Origin of the sequence: Mycobacterium sp. DL, assembly GCF_039729195.1 — a bacterium.
In the GTDB taxonomy this organism is placed as follows: domain Bacteria; phylum Actinomycetota; class Actinomycetes; order Mycobacteriales; family Mycobacteriaceae; genus Mycobacterium; species Mycobacterium hippocampi_A.
Genome location: NZ_CP155796.1, coordinates 5,501,566 through 5,518,536 on the forward strand (window position 1 = coordinate 5,501,566; position 16,971 = coordinate 5,518,536).

At 67.6% G+C, this 16,971-nt stretch carries 8 protein-coding genes and 1 tRNA gene; 7 read left to right on the forward strand and 2 right to left on the reverse strand.

Annotated features, from left to right (window positions below):
- Positions 1 to 308 precede the first annotated feature (308 nt).
- The 3 genes from ABDC78_RS26390 to ABDC78_RS26400 all read left to right on the forward strand — a co-directional run bounded on the left by ABDC78_RS26390 (position 309) and on the right by ABDC78_RS26400 (position 11,353).
- Positions 309 to 9,503: a type I polyketide synthase gene (locus tag ABDC78_RS26390; protein WP_256735850.1), complete on the forward strand. Its 9,195-nt coding sequence runs from the start codon at positions 309 to 311 to the stop codon at positions 9,501 to 9,503.
- Positions 9,504 to 9,532: 29 nt separating this feature from the next.
- Positions 9,533 to 9,925: a holo-ACP synthase gene (locus tag ABDC78_RS26395; RefSeq protein ID WP_178357014.1), complete on the forward strand. Its 393-nt coding sequence runs from the start codon at positions 9,533 to 9,535 to the stop codon at positions 9,923 to 9,925.
- Positions 9,926 to 10,024: 99 nt separating this feature from the next.
- Positions 10,025 to 11,353 carry a dipeptidase gene (locus ABDC78_RS26400; protein ID WP_178357013.1) on the forward strand — a complete coding sequence of 443 codons (1,329 nt, stop codon included), beginning with the start codon at positions 10,025 to 10,027 and terminating at the stop codon, positions 11,351 to 11,353.
- A gap of 7 nt (positions 11,354 to 11,360) precedes the next feature.
- Here ABDC78_RS26400 and bcp read toward each other — a convergent pair whose 3' ends face one another.
- The gene (gene bcp, locus ABDC78_RS26405) at positions 11,361 to 11,834 is read right to left on the reverse strand and encodes a thioredoxin-dependent thiol peroxidase (RefSeq protein ID WP_178357012.1); all 474 of its coding nucleotides are present in this window, start codon (positions 11,832 to 11,834) and stop codon (positions 11,361 to 11,363) included.
- Positions 11,835 to 11,931: 97 nt separating this feature from the next.
- On the opposite strand from bcp, the gene ABDC78_RS26410 reads away from it, so the two are divergent.
- The 4 genes from ABDC78_RS26410 to ABDC78_RS26425 all read left to right on the forward strand — a co-directional run bounded on the left by ABDC78_RS26410 (position 11,932) and on the right by ABDC78_RS26425 (position 16,776).
- Positions 11,932 to 12,159, forward strand: a complete 228-nt coding sequence (locus tag ABDC78_RS26410) for a DUF3618 domain-containing protein (RefSeq protein ID WP_178357011.1) — start codon at positions 11,932 to 11,934, stop codon at positions 12,157 to 12,159.
- Between the two features lie 553 nt (positions 12,160 to 12,712).
- On the forward strand, positions 12,713 to 13,090 hold the full coding sequence (locus ABDC78_RS26415; protein WP_178357010.1) for a hypothetical protein: 378 nt from the start codon (positions 12,713 to 12,715) through the stop codon (positions 13,088 to 13,090).
- A 133-nt stretch (positions 13,091 to 13,223) separates the two neighbouring features.
- Positions 13,224 to 13,907: an MspA family porin gene (locus ABDC78_RS26420; protein WP_178357226.1), complete on the forward strand. Its 684-nt coding sequence runs from the start codon at positions 13,224 to 13,226 to the stop codon at positions 13,905 to 13,907.
- A gap of 142 nt (positions 13,908 to 14,049) precedes the next feature.
- Positions 14,050 to 16,776, forward strand: a complete 2,727-nt coding sequence (locus ABDC78_RS26425) for a CocE/NonD family hydrolase (protein ID WP_178357009.1) — start codon at positions 14,050 to 14,052, stop codon at positions 16,774 to 16,776.
- Positions 16,777 to 16,798: 22 nt separating this feature from the next.
- Here the strand turns inward: ABDC78_RS26425 and ABDC78_RS26430 are convergent.
- A tRNA-Lys gene (locus ABDC78_RS26430) sits at positions 16,799 to 16,874 on the reverse strand.
- Positions 16,875 to 16,971: the final 97 nt, after the last annotated feature.

Sequence of the window (16,971 nt, forward strand, 5' to 3'; positions counted from 1 at the left end):
CACAATGGAGCAGTCTCTTATGACACTCTTAGTACGGCTGGAGAGTCCACCGCAGACCCTGAGAAATGCATCGGAGTGTCAGAACTCCCGACGGCATCTCAGGTCGCGGACGAGACCAGCCGGATTCGACGCCGAATCGCAATGGCCCCACCCGGGAGTGCAGGCCAGCACCCACGACAGCCCACCACGAGCGATACGCGCGAAACCGCGACCATTGAGGGAGACAACACCACGTGACGATCCACGACCAGCACCGTGCCACCACTGCCGGAGACAACGGCTCCGAGAAGAACGAGGTCTTCGAACCTCTGATCGGGGCGCATGCTCTCGTCGATCGACTGCATTCCGGCGAGCCGTATGCGGTCGCGTTCGGCGGTCAGGGTGGTTCCTGGCTGGAGAACCTCGAGGAGCTCGTCAACTCGGCAGGTATCGAATCCGAGATCACCGCGCTGGTCGGTGAGGCCGAGCTGCTGCTGGAACCGTTGGCACGGGAACTGGTCGTGGTCCGTCCGATCGGCTTCGAACCGATGAAGTGGATCCGCGCGCTGGCCGCCGACGAGCCGCTGCCCGCCGTCAAGGACCTCACCACCGCCGCGATCTCGGGTCCGGGCATCCTGCTCACCCAGATGGCCGCCATGCGCGCGCTCAAGCGCCAGGGCCTCGACCTCACCGGTCACCCGCCGGTGGCGATCGCCGGCCACTCGCAGGGCGTCACAGCCGTCGAGTCGCTCAAGGCCGGAGGAGCCCGCGACGTCGAGCTGCTCGCCATCGGACAGCTGATCGGCGCGGCGGGATCGCTGGTCTCGCGTCGCTGCGGAATGGTGGGCCGCGGCGACAAATCGCCCATGGTGTCGGTGACCAACGTCGACCCCGCCCGGATGGCCGAGCTCCTCGACGAGTTCGCCCAGGACGTTCGCACCGTGCTTCCGCCCGCGCTGTCGATCCGCAACGGAAGACGTTCGGTGGTCATCACCGGCACACCCGAGCAGCTGGCCCGTTTCGAGCTCTACTGCGAGAAGATCACCGAGAAAGAGGAAGCCGAGCGCAAGAACAAATTGCGCGGCGGCGCGGTCTTCCGCCCGGTATTCAGCCAGCTCAATGTCGAGGTGGGGTTCCACACGCCGCGGCTGGCCAGTGGTGTCGATCTGGTCAACGAGTGGGCATCGCGCACCGGTTTGGATGCGGAGCTGACCCGCCAACTGACCGAGGTGATCTTCGTCAAGCCGGTCGACTGGGTCGCCGAGGTGGAGGGCCTCGCCGCGGCGGGCGCCAAGTGGATCATCGACCTGGGTCCAAGCGACACCGTGACACGGCTGACCGCACCCGTGATCCGAGGACTCGGAATCGGCATCGTGCCCGCCGCCACCCGCGCGGGCCAGCGCAGCCTGTTCACCGTCGGCGCCGCACCTGCCGTTGCACCCGCATGGTCGAGCTACGCGCCCACGGCGATCACCCTGCCCGACGGTTCGGTCAAGGCATCGACGAAGTTCACGCGCCTCACCGGCCGGTCGCCGATCCTGCTCGCGGGCATGACCCCCACGACCGTCGACGCCAAGATCGTCGCCGCGGCGGCCAACGCCGGACACTGGTCCGAGCTGGCCGGCGGCGGGCAGGTCACCGAGGAGATCTTCGATGCGCGCATTGCTGAGCTCACCCAGCTGCTCGAACCGGGCCGCGCCATCCAGTTCAACTCGTTGTTCCTCGATCCCTACCTGTGGAAGCTGCAGGTCGGCGGTAAGCGCCTGGTACAGAAGGCCCGGCAGTCGGGTGCACCGATCGATGGTGTGGTCGTCACGGCGGGCATCCCGGACCTCGAAGAGGCTGTGGACCTGATCGAGGAGCTCTACACCGTCGGCATCACCAGCGTGGTGTTCAAACCGGGCACCGTCGACCAGATCAAGTCCGTCATCAAGATCGCGGTCGAGGTACCCAACAGGGACGTCATCGTCCACATCGAAGGTGGCCGCGCCGGTGGGCACCACTCGTGGGAAGACCTCGACGACCTGCTCCTGGCGACCTACGGCGAGCTGCGCAAGTACACCAACGTCACGATCTGCGTCGGCGGCGGCATCGGTACCCCCGAGCGGGCGGCCGAGTACCTGTCCGGCGAGTGGGCGAAGAGGTACGGGTTCCCCGCCATGCCGGTTGACGGCATCCTGGTGGGCACCGCCGCAATGGCCACCAAAGAGGCGACGACGTCGCCCGCGGTCAAGCAGCTCCTCGTCGAGACGTCCGGCACCGACACCTGGGTCGGGGCAGGCAGGGCCATCAACGGTATGGCCAGCGGGCGCAGTCAGCTCGGCGCCGACATCCACGAGATCGACAACACTGCGTCGCGTTGCGGCCGCCTGCTCGACGAGGTCGCCGGCGACGCCGACGCCGTGGCCGAGCGCCGCGACGAGATCATCGCCGCGATGGCCGCCACCGCGAAGCCGTACTTCGGCGACATCGGTGACATGACCTACCTGACGTGGTTGCAGCGCTACATCGAGCTGGCCATCGGCGACGGTGACACCACCGCCGACACCGCCGCGCCCGGCAGCCCGTGGCTCGCCGACACCTGGCGGGAACGCTTCGAGGAGATGCTCAAGCGCACCGAGTCGCGGCTGCACGAGAAGGACTTCGGCCCGATCGAGTCCCTCTTCGATGCGAGCCCGGAAGGCCAAGCGCTGCTTGATAATCCGGACCAGGCCATCGCCGCCCTGCTGAACCGTTACGCAGATGCGGGGACCGTCAAGCTGCACCCTGCGGATGTGCCGTTCTTCGTGACGCTGTGCAAGAAGCCGGGCAAGCCGGTCAACTTCGTGCCGGTCGTCGACAAGGACGTGCGGCGCTGGTGGCGCAGCGACTCGCTGTGGCAGGCCCACGACGCGCGCTACAGCGCCGACCAGGTGTGCATCATCCCGGGCACCGAGGCCGTCGCAGGCATCACCCGGGTCGACGAGCCCGTCGGCGAACTGCTGGACCGCTTCGAGCAGGCGATCGTCGATCGGGTGCTGGCCGCCGGCGCCGAGCCGGTCGCCGTGGTCTCGCGCCGCCAGGCGCGCGCCGACGTCACCGGTCCGCTCGCCGTCGTGCTCGATTCCCCTGACGTCCTCTGGGCGGGTCGCACCGCGATCAACCCGGTGCACCGCATCGGTGAGCCGAGCGAGTGGCAGGTCAACGACGTGCCCGGAAAGCCCAGCGCGACGCATCCGGGCACCGGTGCCCGGCTGGAGTTGGCAGGGGAGGGCTTCGTCACGCTGAGCGTCCCGCTGTCCGACATCTGGATCAACATCCGGTTCACGCTGCCGTCGTGCACGGTCGACGGCGGCATGCCCATCGTCAGCGTCGAGGACGCGTCCGCGGCGATGCGCTCGGTGCTGGCCATCGCCGCCGGTGCTGACGGTCCGGATTCGCTTCCGCCAGTGGACAACAACGTTGCATCGGTGTCCGTCGAATGGGATCCGGAGAAGGTCGCCGATCATACCGGTGTCACGGCCACGTTCGGCGCGCCTCTGGCGCCCGGTCTCACGCTGGTGCCGGACGCCCTCGTCGGGTTGTGCTGGCCCGCAGTGTTCTCGGCTATCGGTTCGGCTCTGACCGACGACGGTTTCCCCGTCGTCGAGGGTCTGCTGAGCCTGGTGCACCTCGATCACGCGGCTCATCTTCTGCAGAAGATGCCCGCGGAGAAGTCCCAATTGTCGGTCACCGCAACTGCTCTGGCGGCAACGGACACTGAGGTCGGACGTGTGGTCCCCGTCAGCGTCTCGATCGCCGACTCCGAGGGCGGCGTTCTGGCCACTCTGGAAGAGCGCTTTGCGATCCGCGGCCGCACCGGTCCGGTGGAACTGAGCGATCCGCCGCGCGCCGGCGGAGCCATCACCGACAACGCCACCGACACCCCGCGCCGTAGGCGCCGTGACGTCCAGATGACCGCACCGGTCGACATGAGCGCGTTCGCGGTCGTCTCCGGCGATCACAACCCGATCCACACGGACCGGGCGGCCGCGCTGCTGGCCGGTCTGAAAACGCCGATCGTGCACGGCATGTGGCTCTCGGCGGCGGCGCAGCACGCGGTCACCGCCACCGACGGCCGCGCCACCCCGCCGGCCCGCCTGGTCGGCTGGACCTCCCGGTTCCTCGGCATGGTGCTACCCGGGGACGAGATCGAGTTCCGGGTCGACCGCGTCGGCATCGATCGTGGTGCCGAGATCATCGAGGTCACCGCGAAGGTCGACCACGAACTCGTGATGGCCGCGACCGCCCAGTTGGCCGCCCCGAAGACCGTCTACGCGTTCCCGGGTCAGGGCATTCAGTCCAAGGGCATGGGAATGGACGTGCGTGCCCGGTCCAAGGCCGCACGCAAAGTCTGGGACTCGGCCGACAAGTTCACCCGCGAGACGCTCGGCTTCTCGGTGCTGCACGTGGTGCGGGACAACCCGACCAGCCTGATCGCCTCCGGGGTTCATTACCACCACCCCGAGGGCGTGCTCTACCTGACGCAGTTCACCCAGGTGGCGATGGCGACAGTGGCCGCGGCCCAGGTCGCCGAGATGCGCGAGCAGGGCGCCTTCGTCGAGGACGCCATGGCGTGCGGCCACTCGGTGGGTGAGTACACCGCGCTCGCGTGTGTCAGCAACGTCTACCAGCTCGAGGCGCTTCTCGAGGTGGTGTTCCACCGCGGGTCGAAGATGCACGACATCGTGCCCCGTGACGCCCATGGGCGTTCGAACTACCGTCTGGCAGCCATCCGGCCGTCGCAGATCGATCTCGACGACGACGACGTTCCCGCGTTCATCGACGAGATCTCCGAGCGCACAGGTGAATTCCTGCAGATCGTGAACTACAACCTGCGCGGTTCGCAGTACGCGATCGCCGGTACGGTCCGTGGTCTCGAAGAGCTGGAGGAGGAGGTCGAGCGGCGCCGTGAGATCAGCGGCGGCAAGCGGTCCTTCATCCTGGTGCCCGGTATCGACGTGCCGTTCCACTCGTCGGTGCTGCGGGTCGGTGTCGCCGACTTCCGGCGCGCGCTCGAACGGGTGATGCCCCGCGATGCGGATCCGGCGCTGCTGGTCGGGCGCTACATTCCCAACCTCGTGCCCCGGCCCTTCACTCTGGACCGCGATTTCATCGAGGAGATCCGGGACCTGGTGCCCGCCGAGCCTCTCGACGAGATCCTCGCCGACTACGACACGTGGCGCAACGAGCGGCCGCGCGAGCTGTGCCGCAAGATCGTCATCGAGCTTCTGGCCTGGCAGTTCGCCAGCCCGGTTCGCTGGATCGAGACCCAGGATCTGCTCTTCATCGAGGAGGCCGCAGGCGGGCTGGGTGTGGAACGGTTCGTGGAGATCGGCGTCAAGAATGCGCCGACCGTCGCGGGCCTTGCCACCAACACCCTGAAATTGCCGGAGTACTCGCACAACACCACCGAGGTGCTCAACGCCGAACGTGACGCCGCGGTGCTGTTCGCCACGGACACGGACCCCGAGCCCGACGACGAGGACGTCGCGACACCGGCGGCCGAGGCCGCTCCGTCGCAGGCCGCTCCGGCCGAGGCGGCACCTGCCGCGCCGGCGCCGGCGCCGGCGGCCGCCCCCTCGGGCGGTCCGCGGCCCGACGATCTCGGGTACGACGCGTCGGACGCCACGATGGCGCTGATCGCGCTCTCCGCCAAGATCCGCATCGATCAGATCGAGTCGCTGGACTCCATCGAGTCCATCACCGACGGTGCGTCGTCACGGCGCAACCAGATGCTGGTCGACCTCGGGTCTGAGCTCAACCTTGGCGCCATCGACGGTGCCGCGGAAGCAGATCTGGCTGGTCTGAAGACCCAGGTGACCAAGCTGGCCCGGACGTACAAGCCCTTCGGCCCGGTGCTCTCCGATGCGATCAACGATCAGCTGCGCACCGTCTTCGGGCCGTCCGGCAAGCGTCCCGCCTACATCACCGAGCGGGTCAAGAAGACCTGGGAACTCGGCGACGGCTGGGCCAAGCATGTGACCGTCGAGGTCGCGTTGGGCACCCGTGAGGGATCCAGCGTGCGCGGTGGTGCACTCGGCGGTCTGCACGACGGCGCGTTGGGGGACGCCGCCAGTGTCGACAAGGTGATCGACGCCGCGGTGTCCGCAGTGGGTGCGCGTCGCGGTGTGCCGGTGTCGCTGCCGTCCGCCGGCGGTGCCGCTGGTGGAGTCGTGGACTCCGCTGCTCTGGGCGAGTTCGCCGAGCAGGTCACCGGACCCGACGGTGTGCTCGCCACGGCGGCGCGGGCGATCCTCGATCAGCTGGGACACGGTCCCGCCGTCGTCACCCCGGAGCCGTCCGCGGACGCGGAGCTCATCGACCTGGTCACCGCCGAACTCGGTTCGGACTGGCCCCGCCTGGTCGCCCCGGCGTTCGACAGCCGCAAGGCGGTGCTGTTCGACGACCGCTGGGCCAGTGCGCGTGAGGATCTTGCCAAGATCTGGTTGATGTCCGAAGACGACATCGAGGCCGATTGGGCTCACCTGTCGGAGCGCTTCGAAGGGGCCGGACACGTCGTCGGCACCCAGGCGACCTACTGGCAGGGCAAGGCGCTGGCTGCGGGACTGAACATCCACGCCTCGCTCTACGCCCGCGCCGCTGCCGGTGCGGAGAACCCGGGCAAGGGTCGCTACACCGAAGAGGTCGCCGTCGTGACCGGCGCCTCGAAGGGATCGATCGCGGCGTCGGTGGTGGCACAACTGCTCGACGGTGGTGCGACCGTCATCGCGACGACGTCCAAGCTCGACGACAGCAGGCTCGGGTTCTACCGCAGCCTCTACCGCGACCACGCCCGCTTCGGCGCGCAGTTGTGGGTGCTGCCGGCGAACATGGCCTCCTACAACGACATCGACGCGTTGGCCGAGTGGGTCGGGACCGAGCAGTCCGAGAGCCTCGGGCCGAAATCGATCCACCTCAAGGACGCCCTCACGCCGACGCTGCTGTTCCCGTTCGCGGCGCCGCGAGTTGGCGGCGATCTGTCCGACGCCGGGTCACGCTCCGAGATGGAGATGAAGGTGCTGCTGTGGGCCGTGCAGCGGCTCATCGCCGGCCTGTCCCACATCGGCGCCGACCGCGACATCGCGGCACGCCTGCACGTGGTGCTGCCGGGCTCCCCGAACCGCGGCATGTTCGGCGGTGACGGCGCCTACGGCGAGTCGAAGTCCGCACTCGACGCCGTCGTGTCCCGGTGGAAGGCCGAGACCTCGTGGGCGCAGCGAGTCAGCCTGGCGCACGCGTTGATCGGCTGGACCCGCGGCACCGGCTTGATGGGACACAACGACGCCATCGTCGACGGGGTCGAGGAAGCCGGCGTGACCACCTACTCCACCGAGCAGATGGCAAGCATGCTGCTGGCCCTGTGCGACGTCGAGACGAAGGTTGCGGCTGCGCGGGAACCTGTGCAGGCCGACCTGACCGGCGGACTGGCCGAGGTCGATCTGGATCTGTCCGCCCTGGCCGCCAAGGCGCGTGAGCAAGCGGTGGCAGGCCCGGTCGACGCCGATGCCGAGGAGGAGGCCGCGGATCATCTGATCGCGGCACTGCCCTCGCCGCCGCGGCCCGCCGTCGCGGCGCCGCCGCCGGAGTGGGCCGACCTCGATGTCGACCCCGCCGATCTGGTGGTCATCGTCGGCGGTGCCGAACTCGGCCCGTACGGATCGTCGCGGACCCGCTTCGAGATGGAGGTCGACAACGAACTGTCGGCAGCCGGTGTTCTCGAGCTCGCCTGGACGACCGGTCTGATCAAGTGGGAGGACGATCCCAAACCAGGCTGGTACGACACCGAATCCGGTGACCTCGTCGAGGAGTCGGATCTGGTCGAGCGCTACCACGATGTGGTCGTCGAACGTGTCGGCATCCGTGAGTTCGTCGGTGATGCGGCGATCGATCCGGATCACTCTGCGCCGCTGCTGGTGTCGGTGTTCCTGGACAAGGACTTCTCCTTCGTGGTGTCGTCCGAGGCCGATGCGCGTGCGTTCGTCGAGTTCGATCCCGAGCACACGGTCATCAGCCCGGTGCCCGATAGCGCCGACTGGACGGTCATCCGCAAGGCGGGCACCGAGATCCGGGTGCCGCGCAAGACCAAGCTGTCCCGCACGGTCGGCGCGCAGATCCCGACCGGATTCGACCCGCAGGTCTGGGGCATCACCCCGGACATGGCGAACTCGATCGACCGGGTGGCGTTGTGGAACCTCGTCGCAACCGTCGACGCGTTCCTCTCTGCCGGCTTCTCGCCGACAGAGCTGATGCGCTGGGTGCACCCAAGCCTGGTCGCCAGTACGCAGGGCACCGGCATGGGCGGGCTGAGCTCGATGCAGACCATGTTCCACGGCAACCTGCTGGACAAGAACAAGCCGAACGACATCCTGCAGGAGACGCTGCCGAACGTTGTTGCCGCGCATGTGATCCAGAGTTACGTGGGCAGCTACGGATCGATGATCCACCCGGTCGGGGCATGTGCTACCGCGGCAGTCTCGCTCGAGGAAGGTGTCGACAAGATCCGGCTCGGCAAGGCCGAACTCGTCGTCACCGGCGGTTACGACGACCTGACATTGGAAGCCGTCATCGGCTTCGGTGATATGGCCGCCACCGCCGACACCGAGGTGATGCGCGCCAAGGGCATCAGCGATTCGCGGTTCTCCCGCGCCAACGACCGTCGCCGGCTCGGCTTCGTCGAGGCGCAGGGCGGCGGCACGATCCTGCTGGCCCGGGGCGACCTGGCCGTCAGGATGGGCCTGCCGGTGCTGGCGGTCGTCGCCTACGCGCAGTCCTACGGCGACGGTGTGCACACCTCGATCCCCGCTCCGGGGCTCGGTGCTCTGGGTGCTGGTCGCGGTGGCAGGGAATCGGTGCTGGCCAAATCGCTCAACAGGCTGGGCGTGGGAGCTGACGACATCGCCGTCATCTCCAAGCACGACACCTCCACGCTGGCCAACGACCCCAATGAGCAGGAGCTGCACGAGCGGCTGGCCGACTCGCTGGGTCGTTCTGACGGCGCCCCGTTGTTCATCGTCAGCCAGAAGAGCCTCACCGGGCACGCCAAGGGCGGCGCGGCGGTCTTCCAGATGATGGGTCTGTGCCAGATCCTGCGCGACGGCGTCATCCCGCCGAACCGCAGCCTGGACTGTGTCGACGAGGAACTCTCGACGTCGGCGCACTTCGTGTGGCCGCGCGAGACGCTGCGACTGGGGGACAAGTACCCGCTGAAGGCCGGTCTGGTGACCAGCCTGGGCTTCGGTCACGTCTCGGGGCTGGTGGCCCTGGTGCATCCGCAGGCGTTCTTGGCCTCCCTGAGCGCCGAGCAGCGTGACGAGTACTCGGCTCGGGCGCTGGAGCGGAGCCTGGCCGGCCAGCGCCGGCTCGCCTCGGCGATCGCCGGCGGCAAGCCGATGTACGAGCGACCCGACGGACGCCGGTTCGACCACGACCATCCGGAGAAGGCGCAGGAGGCGGCCATGCTGCTCGATGCGGCATCGCGACTCGGCGTGGACGGCGAGTACTAGCGTCGACGAGTGAGATAGCGTGCTGCGGTGTGGGCATCGTCGGGATAGGCATCGATCTGGTCTCCATCCCCGAATTCGCGGAGCAGGTGGACCGACCGGGGACGGTGTTCGCCGAGACGTTCACCCCGGGTGAGCGACGCGACGCCGCCGACAAGAGTTCGTCGGCGGCGCGCCACCTCGCGGCGAGGTGGGCGGCCAAGGAGGCGGTGATCAAGGCCTGGTCGGGGTCGCGGTTCTCGAAACGACCGGTGCTGCCCGAGGGCATCCACCGCGACATCGAGGTGGTCACCGACATGTGGGGACGGCCCCGGGTACGTCTGTCGGGCGCCATCGCCGAGCACCTCAAAGAGGTGACGATCCACCTGTCGCTGACCCATGAGGCCGACACCGCGGCCGCGGTCGCGGTGCTCGAGGAGCGCTAGCCCTTTCCCCGCGAGCGCGCGTGTTTGCACGTCGGCGCGCCGCCAACTGTGTGCTCCCGCGCGCGGTCGCGGCGATCGAGAGCAACTAGCGTGTACGCCATGAGCGATCTGGTGGCCAGGGTGCGCGACGTACTGCCGTCGGTACGTGCCGACCTCGAGGCGTTGGTCCGCATCGAATCCGTGTGGGCCGACCCGGCCCGCCGCCCGGAAGTGCAGCGCAGCGCCGAGGCGGTGTCGAAGCTGTTGTCGCAAGCCGGGTTCGACGATGTGCGGATCGTCGCCGAGGGAGGCGCACCTGCGGTCATCGCCCGCCATCCCGCGCCGCCGGGAGCGCCGACGGTGCTGCTGTATGCCCACCACGATGTGCAGCCGGAAGGTGACCGCTCGCAGTGGGTGTCGTCGCCGTTCGAGCCGACCGAGCGCGACGGGCGGCTCTACGGGCGTGGCACGGCCGACGACAAGGCCGGCATCGCAACGCATCTGGCCGCATTCCGCGCCCACGACGGGGCGCCGCCGGTGGGTGTGACGGTGTTCGTCGAGGGCGAAGAGGAGTCCGGTTCGCCGTCGTTGTCGCGCTTGCTCTCGGCGCATCGCGACCTGCTCGCGGCCGACGTCATCGTCATTGCGGACTCGGACAACTGGAGCACCGACATCCCGTCGTTGACGGTGTCGCTGCGCGGACTCGCGGACTGTGTGGTCGAGGTCGCCACTCTCGACCACGGCCTGCATTCGGGGATGTGGGGCGGTGTCGTGCCTGACGCGCTCACGGTGCTGGTTCGACTGCTGGCGAGTCTGCACAACGACGACGGCACCGTCGCGGTGGCCGGCCTTCACGAAGCAACCGCTTCAGACGTCGACTACACACCCGAGCGCGTGCGCGCCGACACCGGCCTGCTCGACGGGGTCAGCGAGATCGGTTCAGGCTCGGTGGCGCAACGGCTCTGGGCGAAGCCGGCGATCACCGTCATCGGCATCGACGCCACGCCGATCGCGCAATCCTCGAACACGCTGATCCCGAAAGCCCGGGCCAAAGTCAGCATGCGTGTGGCACCCGGCGGCGACGCGGCCGAGCACCTCGCGGCATTGACCCGTCACCTCGAGCGACACGTCCCCTGGGGCGCCCGGGTGACGGTGACACCCGGTGACGTCGGCCAGCCGTATGCGATCGACGCCACCGGCCCGGTCTACGACGCCGCCCGGCAGGCGTTCGCCGAAGCGTGGGGTCACGCCGCGGTCGACACCGGTGTCGGCGGATCGATCCCGTTCATCGCGGAGTTCGCCGCGGCGTTTCCGGAAGCCAAGATCCTCGTGACCGGAGTCGAGGACCCGGACACCCAGGCGCACAGCATCAACGAGAGCCTGCACCTGGGTGTGCTGGAGCGTGCGGCGACGGCCGAGGCACTGCTGCTGCGCTCCCTGGGTGGCTGAGGCCGGCTCAGACCGACAGGTCGCGTCGCAATTTGGCGACATGGCCGGTCGCGCGAATGTTGTACTGCGCCAGCGCGATCGTGCCCCTCTCGTCCACGACGAACGTCGAGCGGATGACACCCTGCACGGTCTTGCCGTACATCGTCTTCTCACCGTAGGCGCCCCAGGCCTCGAGGACTTTGCGGTCAGGATCCGACAGCAGCGGGAAGGTGAGTTCCTCCGCATCGCGGAACTTGGCCAGCTTCGCCGGCTTGTCGGGGGAGATGCCGACGATGTCGAGTCCGGCGGCGTTCAGCTCGCCGAGGTTGTCCCGGAAATCGCAGGCCTCCTTGGTGCAACCCGGCGTCGACGCAGCCGGGTAGAAGTACACGACGACTTTTCGGCCCTTGTAATCGGAGAGCTTCACGGTGTTTCCGTCGGCGTCGGGGAGGCTGAACGCAGGCGCTTTGTCGCCAACCTCGAGTCTGGGCGTCTGTGGCATCGGCACGGTTCCTCTGGTCGATCTGTCGACCGGGCGCTGCGGTGCGCGCCGGCTGATCTAGGGTAGTGCGGCAAGCGCGGAAGCAATGGAGGCAGATGTGGCGGATCGGGATCCCGACACCATCAAGCAGGAGATCGATCAGGCGCGCGATCAACTGGCATTGACGGTCGACTCCCTCGCGACCAGGGCCAATCCTCGCCGGGTCGCCGACGATCTCAAAGCCGGCGTGGTGCGTTTCGTCAAGCAGCCACCGGTGGCCATCTCGCTGGCCGGGGTAGGCGCGCTGCTGATCGTGCTGACGGTGCGCCGCATGCGGCAGCCCTGAGAGCGCCGATCAGCGCCGGCGGCCTGGCCGGAACCAGTCGCTGAAGGAGAATCCCGGCGGATTCGCCACGCGGCCCAGGCGGTTGCAGGAGTGCACGATCACGGGGAGTTGCGCAGCTACGCTCGAAGCGACGTCGACGCGGTCGGCACCGGATGCCACCGGTTCGCCCAGGCTTGACATCAGCTAATTCCTCAATTCGTACTCTGCGCCCTGTACCCGAGGGGTGTGGCGCTTGTCAGCTAACAGCACCTTAGCACTGATCTGCGCATACACCCAGCGCAACCGCGACCGATCTTGTGATCCTGGCAATCGTCGCGACCGCCATTGATGACACAAACTCCCTGGTGACACGCCCTCGGTTGTGAGTTCTAGCACAGCTCGAACGTGTGTGGTGCAAATCCAACAAAATTTTGCATGACCGTAAATTGGCTAAAGTTTGCACACCGGCCCGAGAGGCGAGGCCGCAGTGTCTTTCGGGGCGACGCCGCGGGTGACCCGGATTCCCGGTTCCTCTACGCTGGCGCTGTTCCACGACGAGCAAAGGAGACGCACCATGGCGTGGTTTCTCGCCCTGCAAGGCCCGGCGCAGCCCAGTCACCAGTCATCGGTATACGAACTCCAGGATTTGACCGACGTCGACCAGCTCGCCGCGGAACTCGTCAGCGCGGTGACGCTGGACCGGGTGGTGCCGATACCGGCGATGCTGCCGCAGAACACCCGCAAGCGGCAGAAGGTCACCCTCTACGTACGTCCTGCGGCGTGGGGGATGTGGACCTTCTATGAGCTATCCGAAGAGGATCGCCGTCAGCTGATGAAGGGCAACCCCCTGATGAGTGCGATCCAGCAGCATCAGCGGGAACACGCGGCGCAGGGCGGTGGCGCGGGGGCGGCGAACCCGCTGCTGGGTCAGACCGGCCCCGGTACCCGCTGAAGCCCACCGCTCGCTTACGAAATATCTAGACACTGTAAGTTCCCTTCACGTCACGTCCTGATAACGGAGAAGGGGGTGTGTCGTGATCCGTCCCCTCGTGTTGTCGGTCGGCTGCCTGCTCACCGGCGCGCTCATGACGCCGGTTGCATCGGCTGAGCCGGGTGCCGAACCCGTCGTCGCAGAAGCCGCCGCCGCGGTGCCCGGTGCCCCGGAAGGGGCGGTGCCGGTTCCCGACGGCGCAGTGCTGTCCCCACCACCGGTGACGACCACATCCCCCGATGGATGGACGCTGACCATGGGCGCGAGGGATGAAACCCAGCGCCACATCCCGCCGTTGACCACGGCTCTGTCCACGCGCGAATACGAGGTCGGCGGCACCTACACCGGATCCATGACCGGCCCGGCCGAGGACGAACCGCCGCGCGGTGTGCTCGAGGTCGGCTATCAGATCGGCTGCGGCATCGACATGAGCACGTCCAACGGCGTGTCGCTGACCGGAACGGCGGGGATCACCCCGTCGATCGGGATCCTCGGGGTCGACACCATCGGGCCATTCCCGGATGGCATCCTCCCCGGCGTCGCCGGGAATCTGGGCGGTGGCATCACAATCGGACTCAAGCCCGGGATCATCAACATCGTGCCGATCACCGAGAAGGAGTTCACCGGTGCCGAGCCCTGGGTCATGGTCGACGGATTCCGGATCAAGATCGATGGCTGTGTCGGTGAGTCCTTCATCCGTTCGTATGCGGTCCTGACCCGCTCGACCGACGTCTCCGACGCGATCCTGGCGTATTACGGGGAGACGACAAAGGTCTAGCGCCGCGAGGACCGGATTGATTGCCAGAGAACAGAGCGGTCGCCCAAAGACCCTCTGGCGGCAGATATCCGGTGATTCATCGACTTCCGGGTGACGGCCGGGGCTATCTTCTCTGTGTCTCGTCTGCCCCCAGGGGGAAACCATGAGCGCTGCCCGTTATGTCGGTCGTGTCGGTGGACTCGCAGTGGCGATCGGCATAGGCACGGCCGTCTTCTCAGGTTACGGCGTCGCCTCCGCGGAGGCCCCGTCCGGATCTGAGTCGAACCCGTCCTCACAGGGCTCCGCCGACAGCGATGACTCGTCGGGTCCGGCGAACAGCCGGAAGGGTTCCGTGCGCGAGGCGTCGGAAGGAGCAGCGTCGGACGGAGACAGTGCCGACGAAGCGCAGGGTGATGACCCTGGCCCTGACGACGTCGACTCCGACGACGTCGACGTCGATGACGATGACGATGACGATGACGATGACGATGACCTTGACGACGCCCAGGACGGCGACGCCGTCGACGACGTTCGAGGCGCGGGCATCGTCGACGACGAAGCGACCGGGGGTCAGCCCCTGGACGAGGAACCCGGCGTCGCCGGCGACCCAGCCGACGGGCGGACGACGCGGTCGGAGAACGTGACGGGCGAATCCGCGGCCGAGAAACGCACCCACAGCGAACCCGATGTCGATCCCGCGGTGGCCGAGGAACCAACGACAGATCAAACCCAGACCCAGGCCCAGGCATGGCTGGCCAGCCCGGAGGTGCAGGCGGGTCGGATGCCGACCGATTCGACTCCTACTGCAGAGGCGGCCGCACCGGTGGCCGTCGCCGCGCCCGTGTCCAGTTCGGTTCAGAGTCTGGTGATCGGGGGGCTGAACCCCTTCGCGGGCGACGGACCGACCGCGCCGCCGATGACCTCGCCACTGGAGTGGGCGATGGCGGCGGCCGCACGTCGGGACCAACTCCTGTCCAGCGGTCCCATCACGGTCGATCCGACGTTCGACTTCACCAACGGCGTGATCTACGGCGACGTCGGCGCCACCGACTCGCACGGGAGGCCGTTGATCTACACGCTCGTCGACGGGCCGGATCAGGGCGGAAAGGTGACTCTCGACGCCGACGGCACCTTCTCTTTCCTGCCCGACCTGTCCGTGGTGGAATCCCGCGGGACCGAGCAGTTCACCGTGATGGTCAGCCAGAAGACCGCACTGGTGGCGCTGCTCGAGCTGGTGCCGGTACTCGGCGATTTTGTCCAACCCGTCGTGCTGGGCCTGCAGCAGGTGCCGATCCTCGGCGCCCTTCTGCAGCCGATCATCGGCTACCGGGTGTTCGCCGAGCTCGACGTCAACGTCGGCGAATTGGTACCCGTCGGCGCCCCGGTCGCGTTCACCACGATGGTGACCTCCTTCGACGGCACGCAGATCAGCACCAACTTCTTCCCGGCGTCCGAGCTGGGGGCGGGAGAGACCGCGACGACCGTGCTGAACGGACCGGGGCTGGGAAGCGCCGGCAACATCGACCCGGCCTCCGAGACGATCGTGTTCGGGCTGGTGCCTGGTCTGGTGCCGCTGCGCGACGCCGGCTTCAACGTCGTGACCTGGGACCCCCGTGGCGAATTCGCATCCGGCGGGGTGCTGCAGCTGGACAATCCGTTCTTCGAGGGTCGCGATGTCCAGCACATCATCGACTGGGTCGCGAACCGGCCGGAGACGCAACTCGACGCACCCGGGGATCCGACGATGGGCATGGTCGGCGGCTCCTACGGCGGCGGCATACAGCTGGTGACCGCGGGGATCGACGATCGCATCGAAGCGATCGTCCCCGTCATCGCCTGGAACTCACTGATCGAGGCCCTTTATCCCACAGCGGCTTTCAAGTCCGGATGGGGGACGCTGCTGGCATTGGATCTGCTGGAGGCGGGCGCCCGGATCAACTCGCAGATCTATCCGGCCGTCATCCTCGGCGACCTCCTGGGCGTGATCACCGAGACCCAGCAGGCCATTTTGGCCAGCAGCGGCCCGACGGTGCTGGTGAGTAACATCACGGCCCCGACGCTGATCATCCAGGGCACCGTCGACGGATTGTTCACTTTGGCGCAGTCTGTGACCAACGCGCTGCTACTCGATGCCAACGGCGTTCCAGTGGAGATGATCTGGGCATGTGGCGGCCACGGGATCTGCCTGGATCCGTTGAACCCACTGCAGGAACCGCGGCTGATGAACACGACGCTGGCCTGGCTGGACAAATACGTCAACGCAAACGAACTGGTTCCGACCGGGCCGAGGTTCCAGTGGTTCGACCAGAACGGCGACTATCACTTCTCGGACTCGCTGCCCTCCGACCCGGCCTTCTACGGTGAGCCTCTGGTCACCGAGGGCGTCGGCGGCTTCCTGCCCATCATCCCGCTGCTCGGTGGTTCCGGGCCGCAGACGCAGCCGCCCACACCGGCGATTCTGTCTCCGGCCGTAGCCTCGGATGCCTGGCTGGCGCTGAATGTCGAGATCACAAGCCCGGACAGCACCACCGAGATCGTCGGCGCCCCCGAACTGACGTTCAGCTACTCAGGACTGGGCACCAGTCGCCACATCTACGCGCAACTCGTCGACGAGGACTCCGGTCTGGTCCTCGGCAACCTCGTCACGCCGATACCGGTGACACTCGACGGCCGCACCCACACCGTGACCATCGCCATGGAACAGATCGCCTACACCATGGAGCCGGGGGACAGGCTCACCCTGCAGCTGGTGGGTTCGGCGACGCCGTACTTCAACCTCTTCCAGGTGGGATTCATCGACGTCGACGGCATCAACATCGTGCTGCCGACCGTCGGCGGCGCGGCGATGGCGACCTTGGACGAGCTGTCGGCGGATGCGGTGGCGGCCTGACCGGACCGCCGCGAAGCCTTGGTGGTGCGCCGTCAGGGTTTCGAACCCCGGACCCGCTGATTAAGAGTCAGCTGCTCTACCAACTGAGCTAACGGCGCGCGTGTGAGAGACTAACAGGCCGTCGGCACTGGAAGAAATCACCACGTCCGCGCGGCTCCGGGGGACGATGTCGCTGGCGCACTCCCAGTACCGATT

Bases quoted from the DNA above. Each gene is read 5' to 3' on its own strand.
- ABDC78_RS26400 (WP_178357013.1), top strand. From the start codon at position 10,025: ATGAGCGATCTGGTGGCCAGGGTGCGCGACGTACTGCCGTCGGTACGT.
- bcp (WP_178357012.1), bottom strand. From the start codon at position 11,834: ATGCCACAGACGCCCAGACTCGAGGTTGGCGACAAAGCGCCTGCGTTC.
- ABDC78_RS26415 (WP_178357010.1), top strand. From the start codon at position 12,713: ATGGCGTGGTTTCTCGCCCTGCAAGGCCCGGCGCAGCCCAGTCACCAG.
- ABDC78_RS26420 (WP_178357226.1), top strand. From the start codon at position 13,224: ATGACGCCGGTTGCATCGGCTGAGCCGGGTGCCGAACCCGTCGTCGCA.
- ABDC78_RS26425 (WP_178357009.1), top strand. From the start codon at position 14,050: ATGAGCGCTGCCCGTTATGTCGGTCGTGTCGGTGGACTCGCAGTGGCG.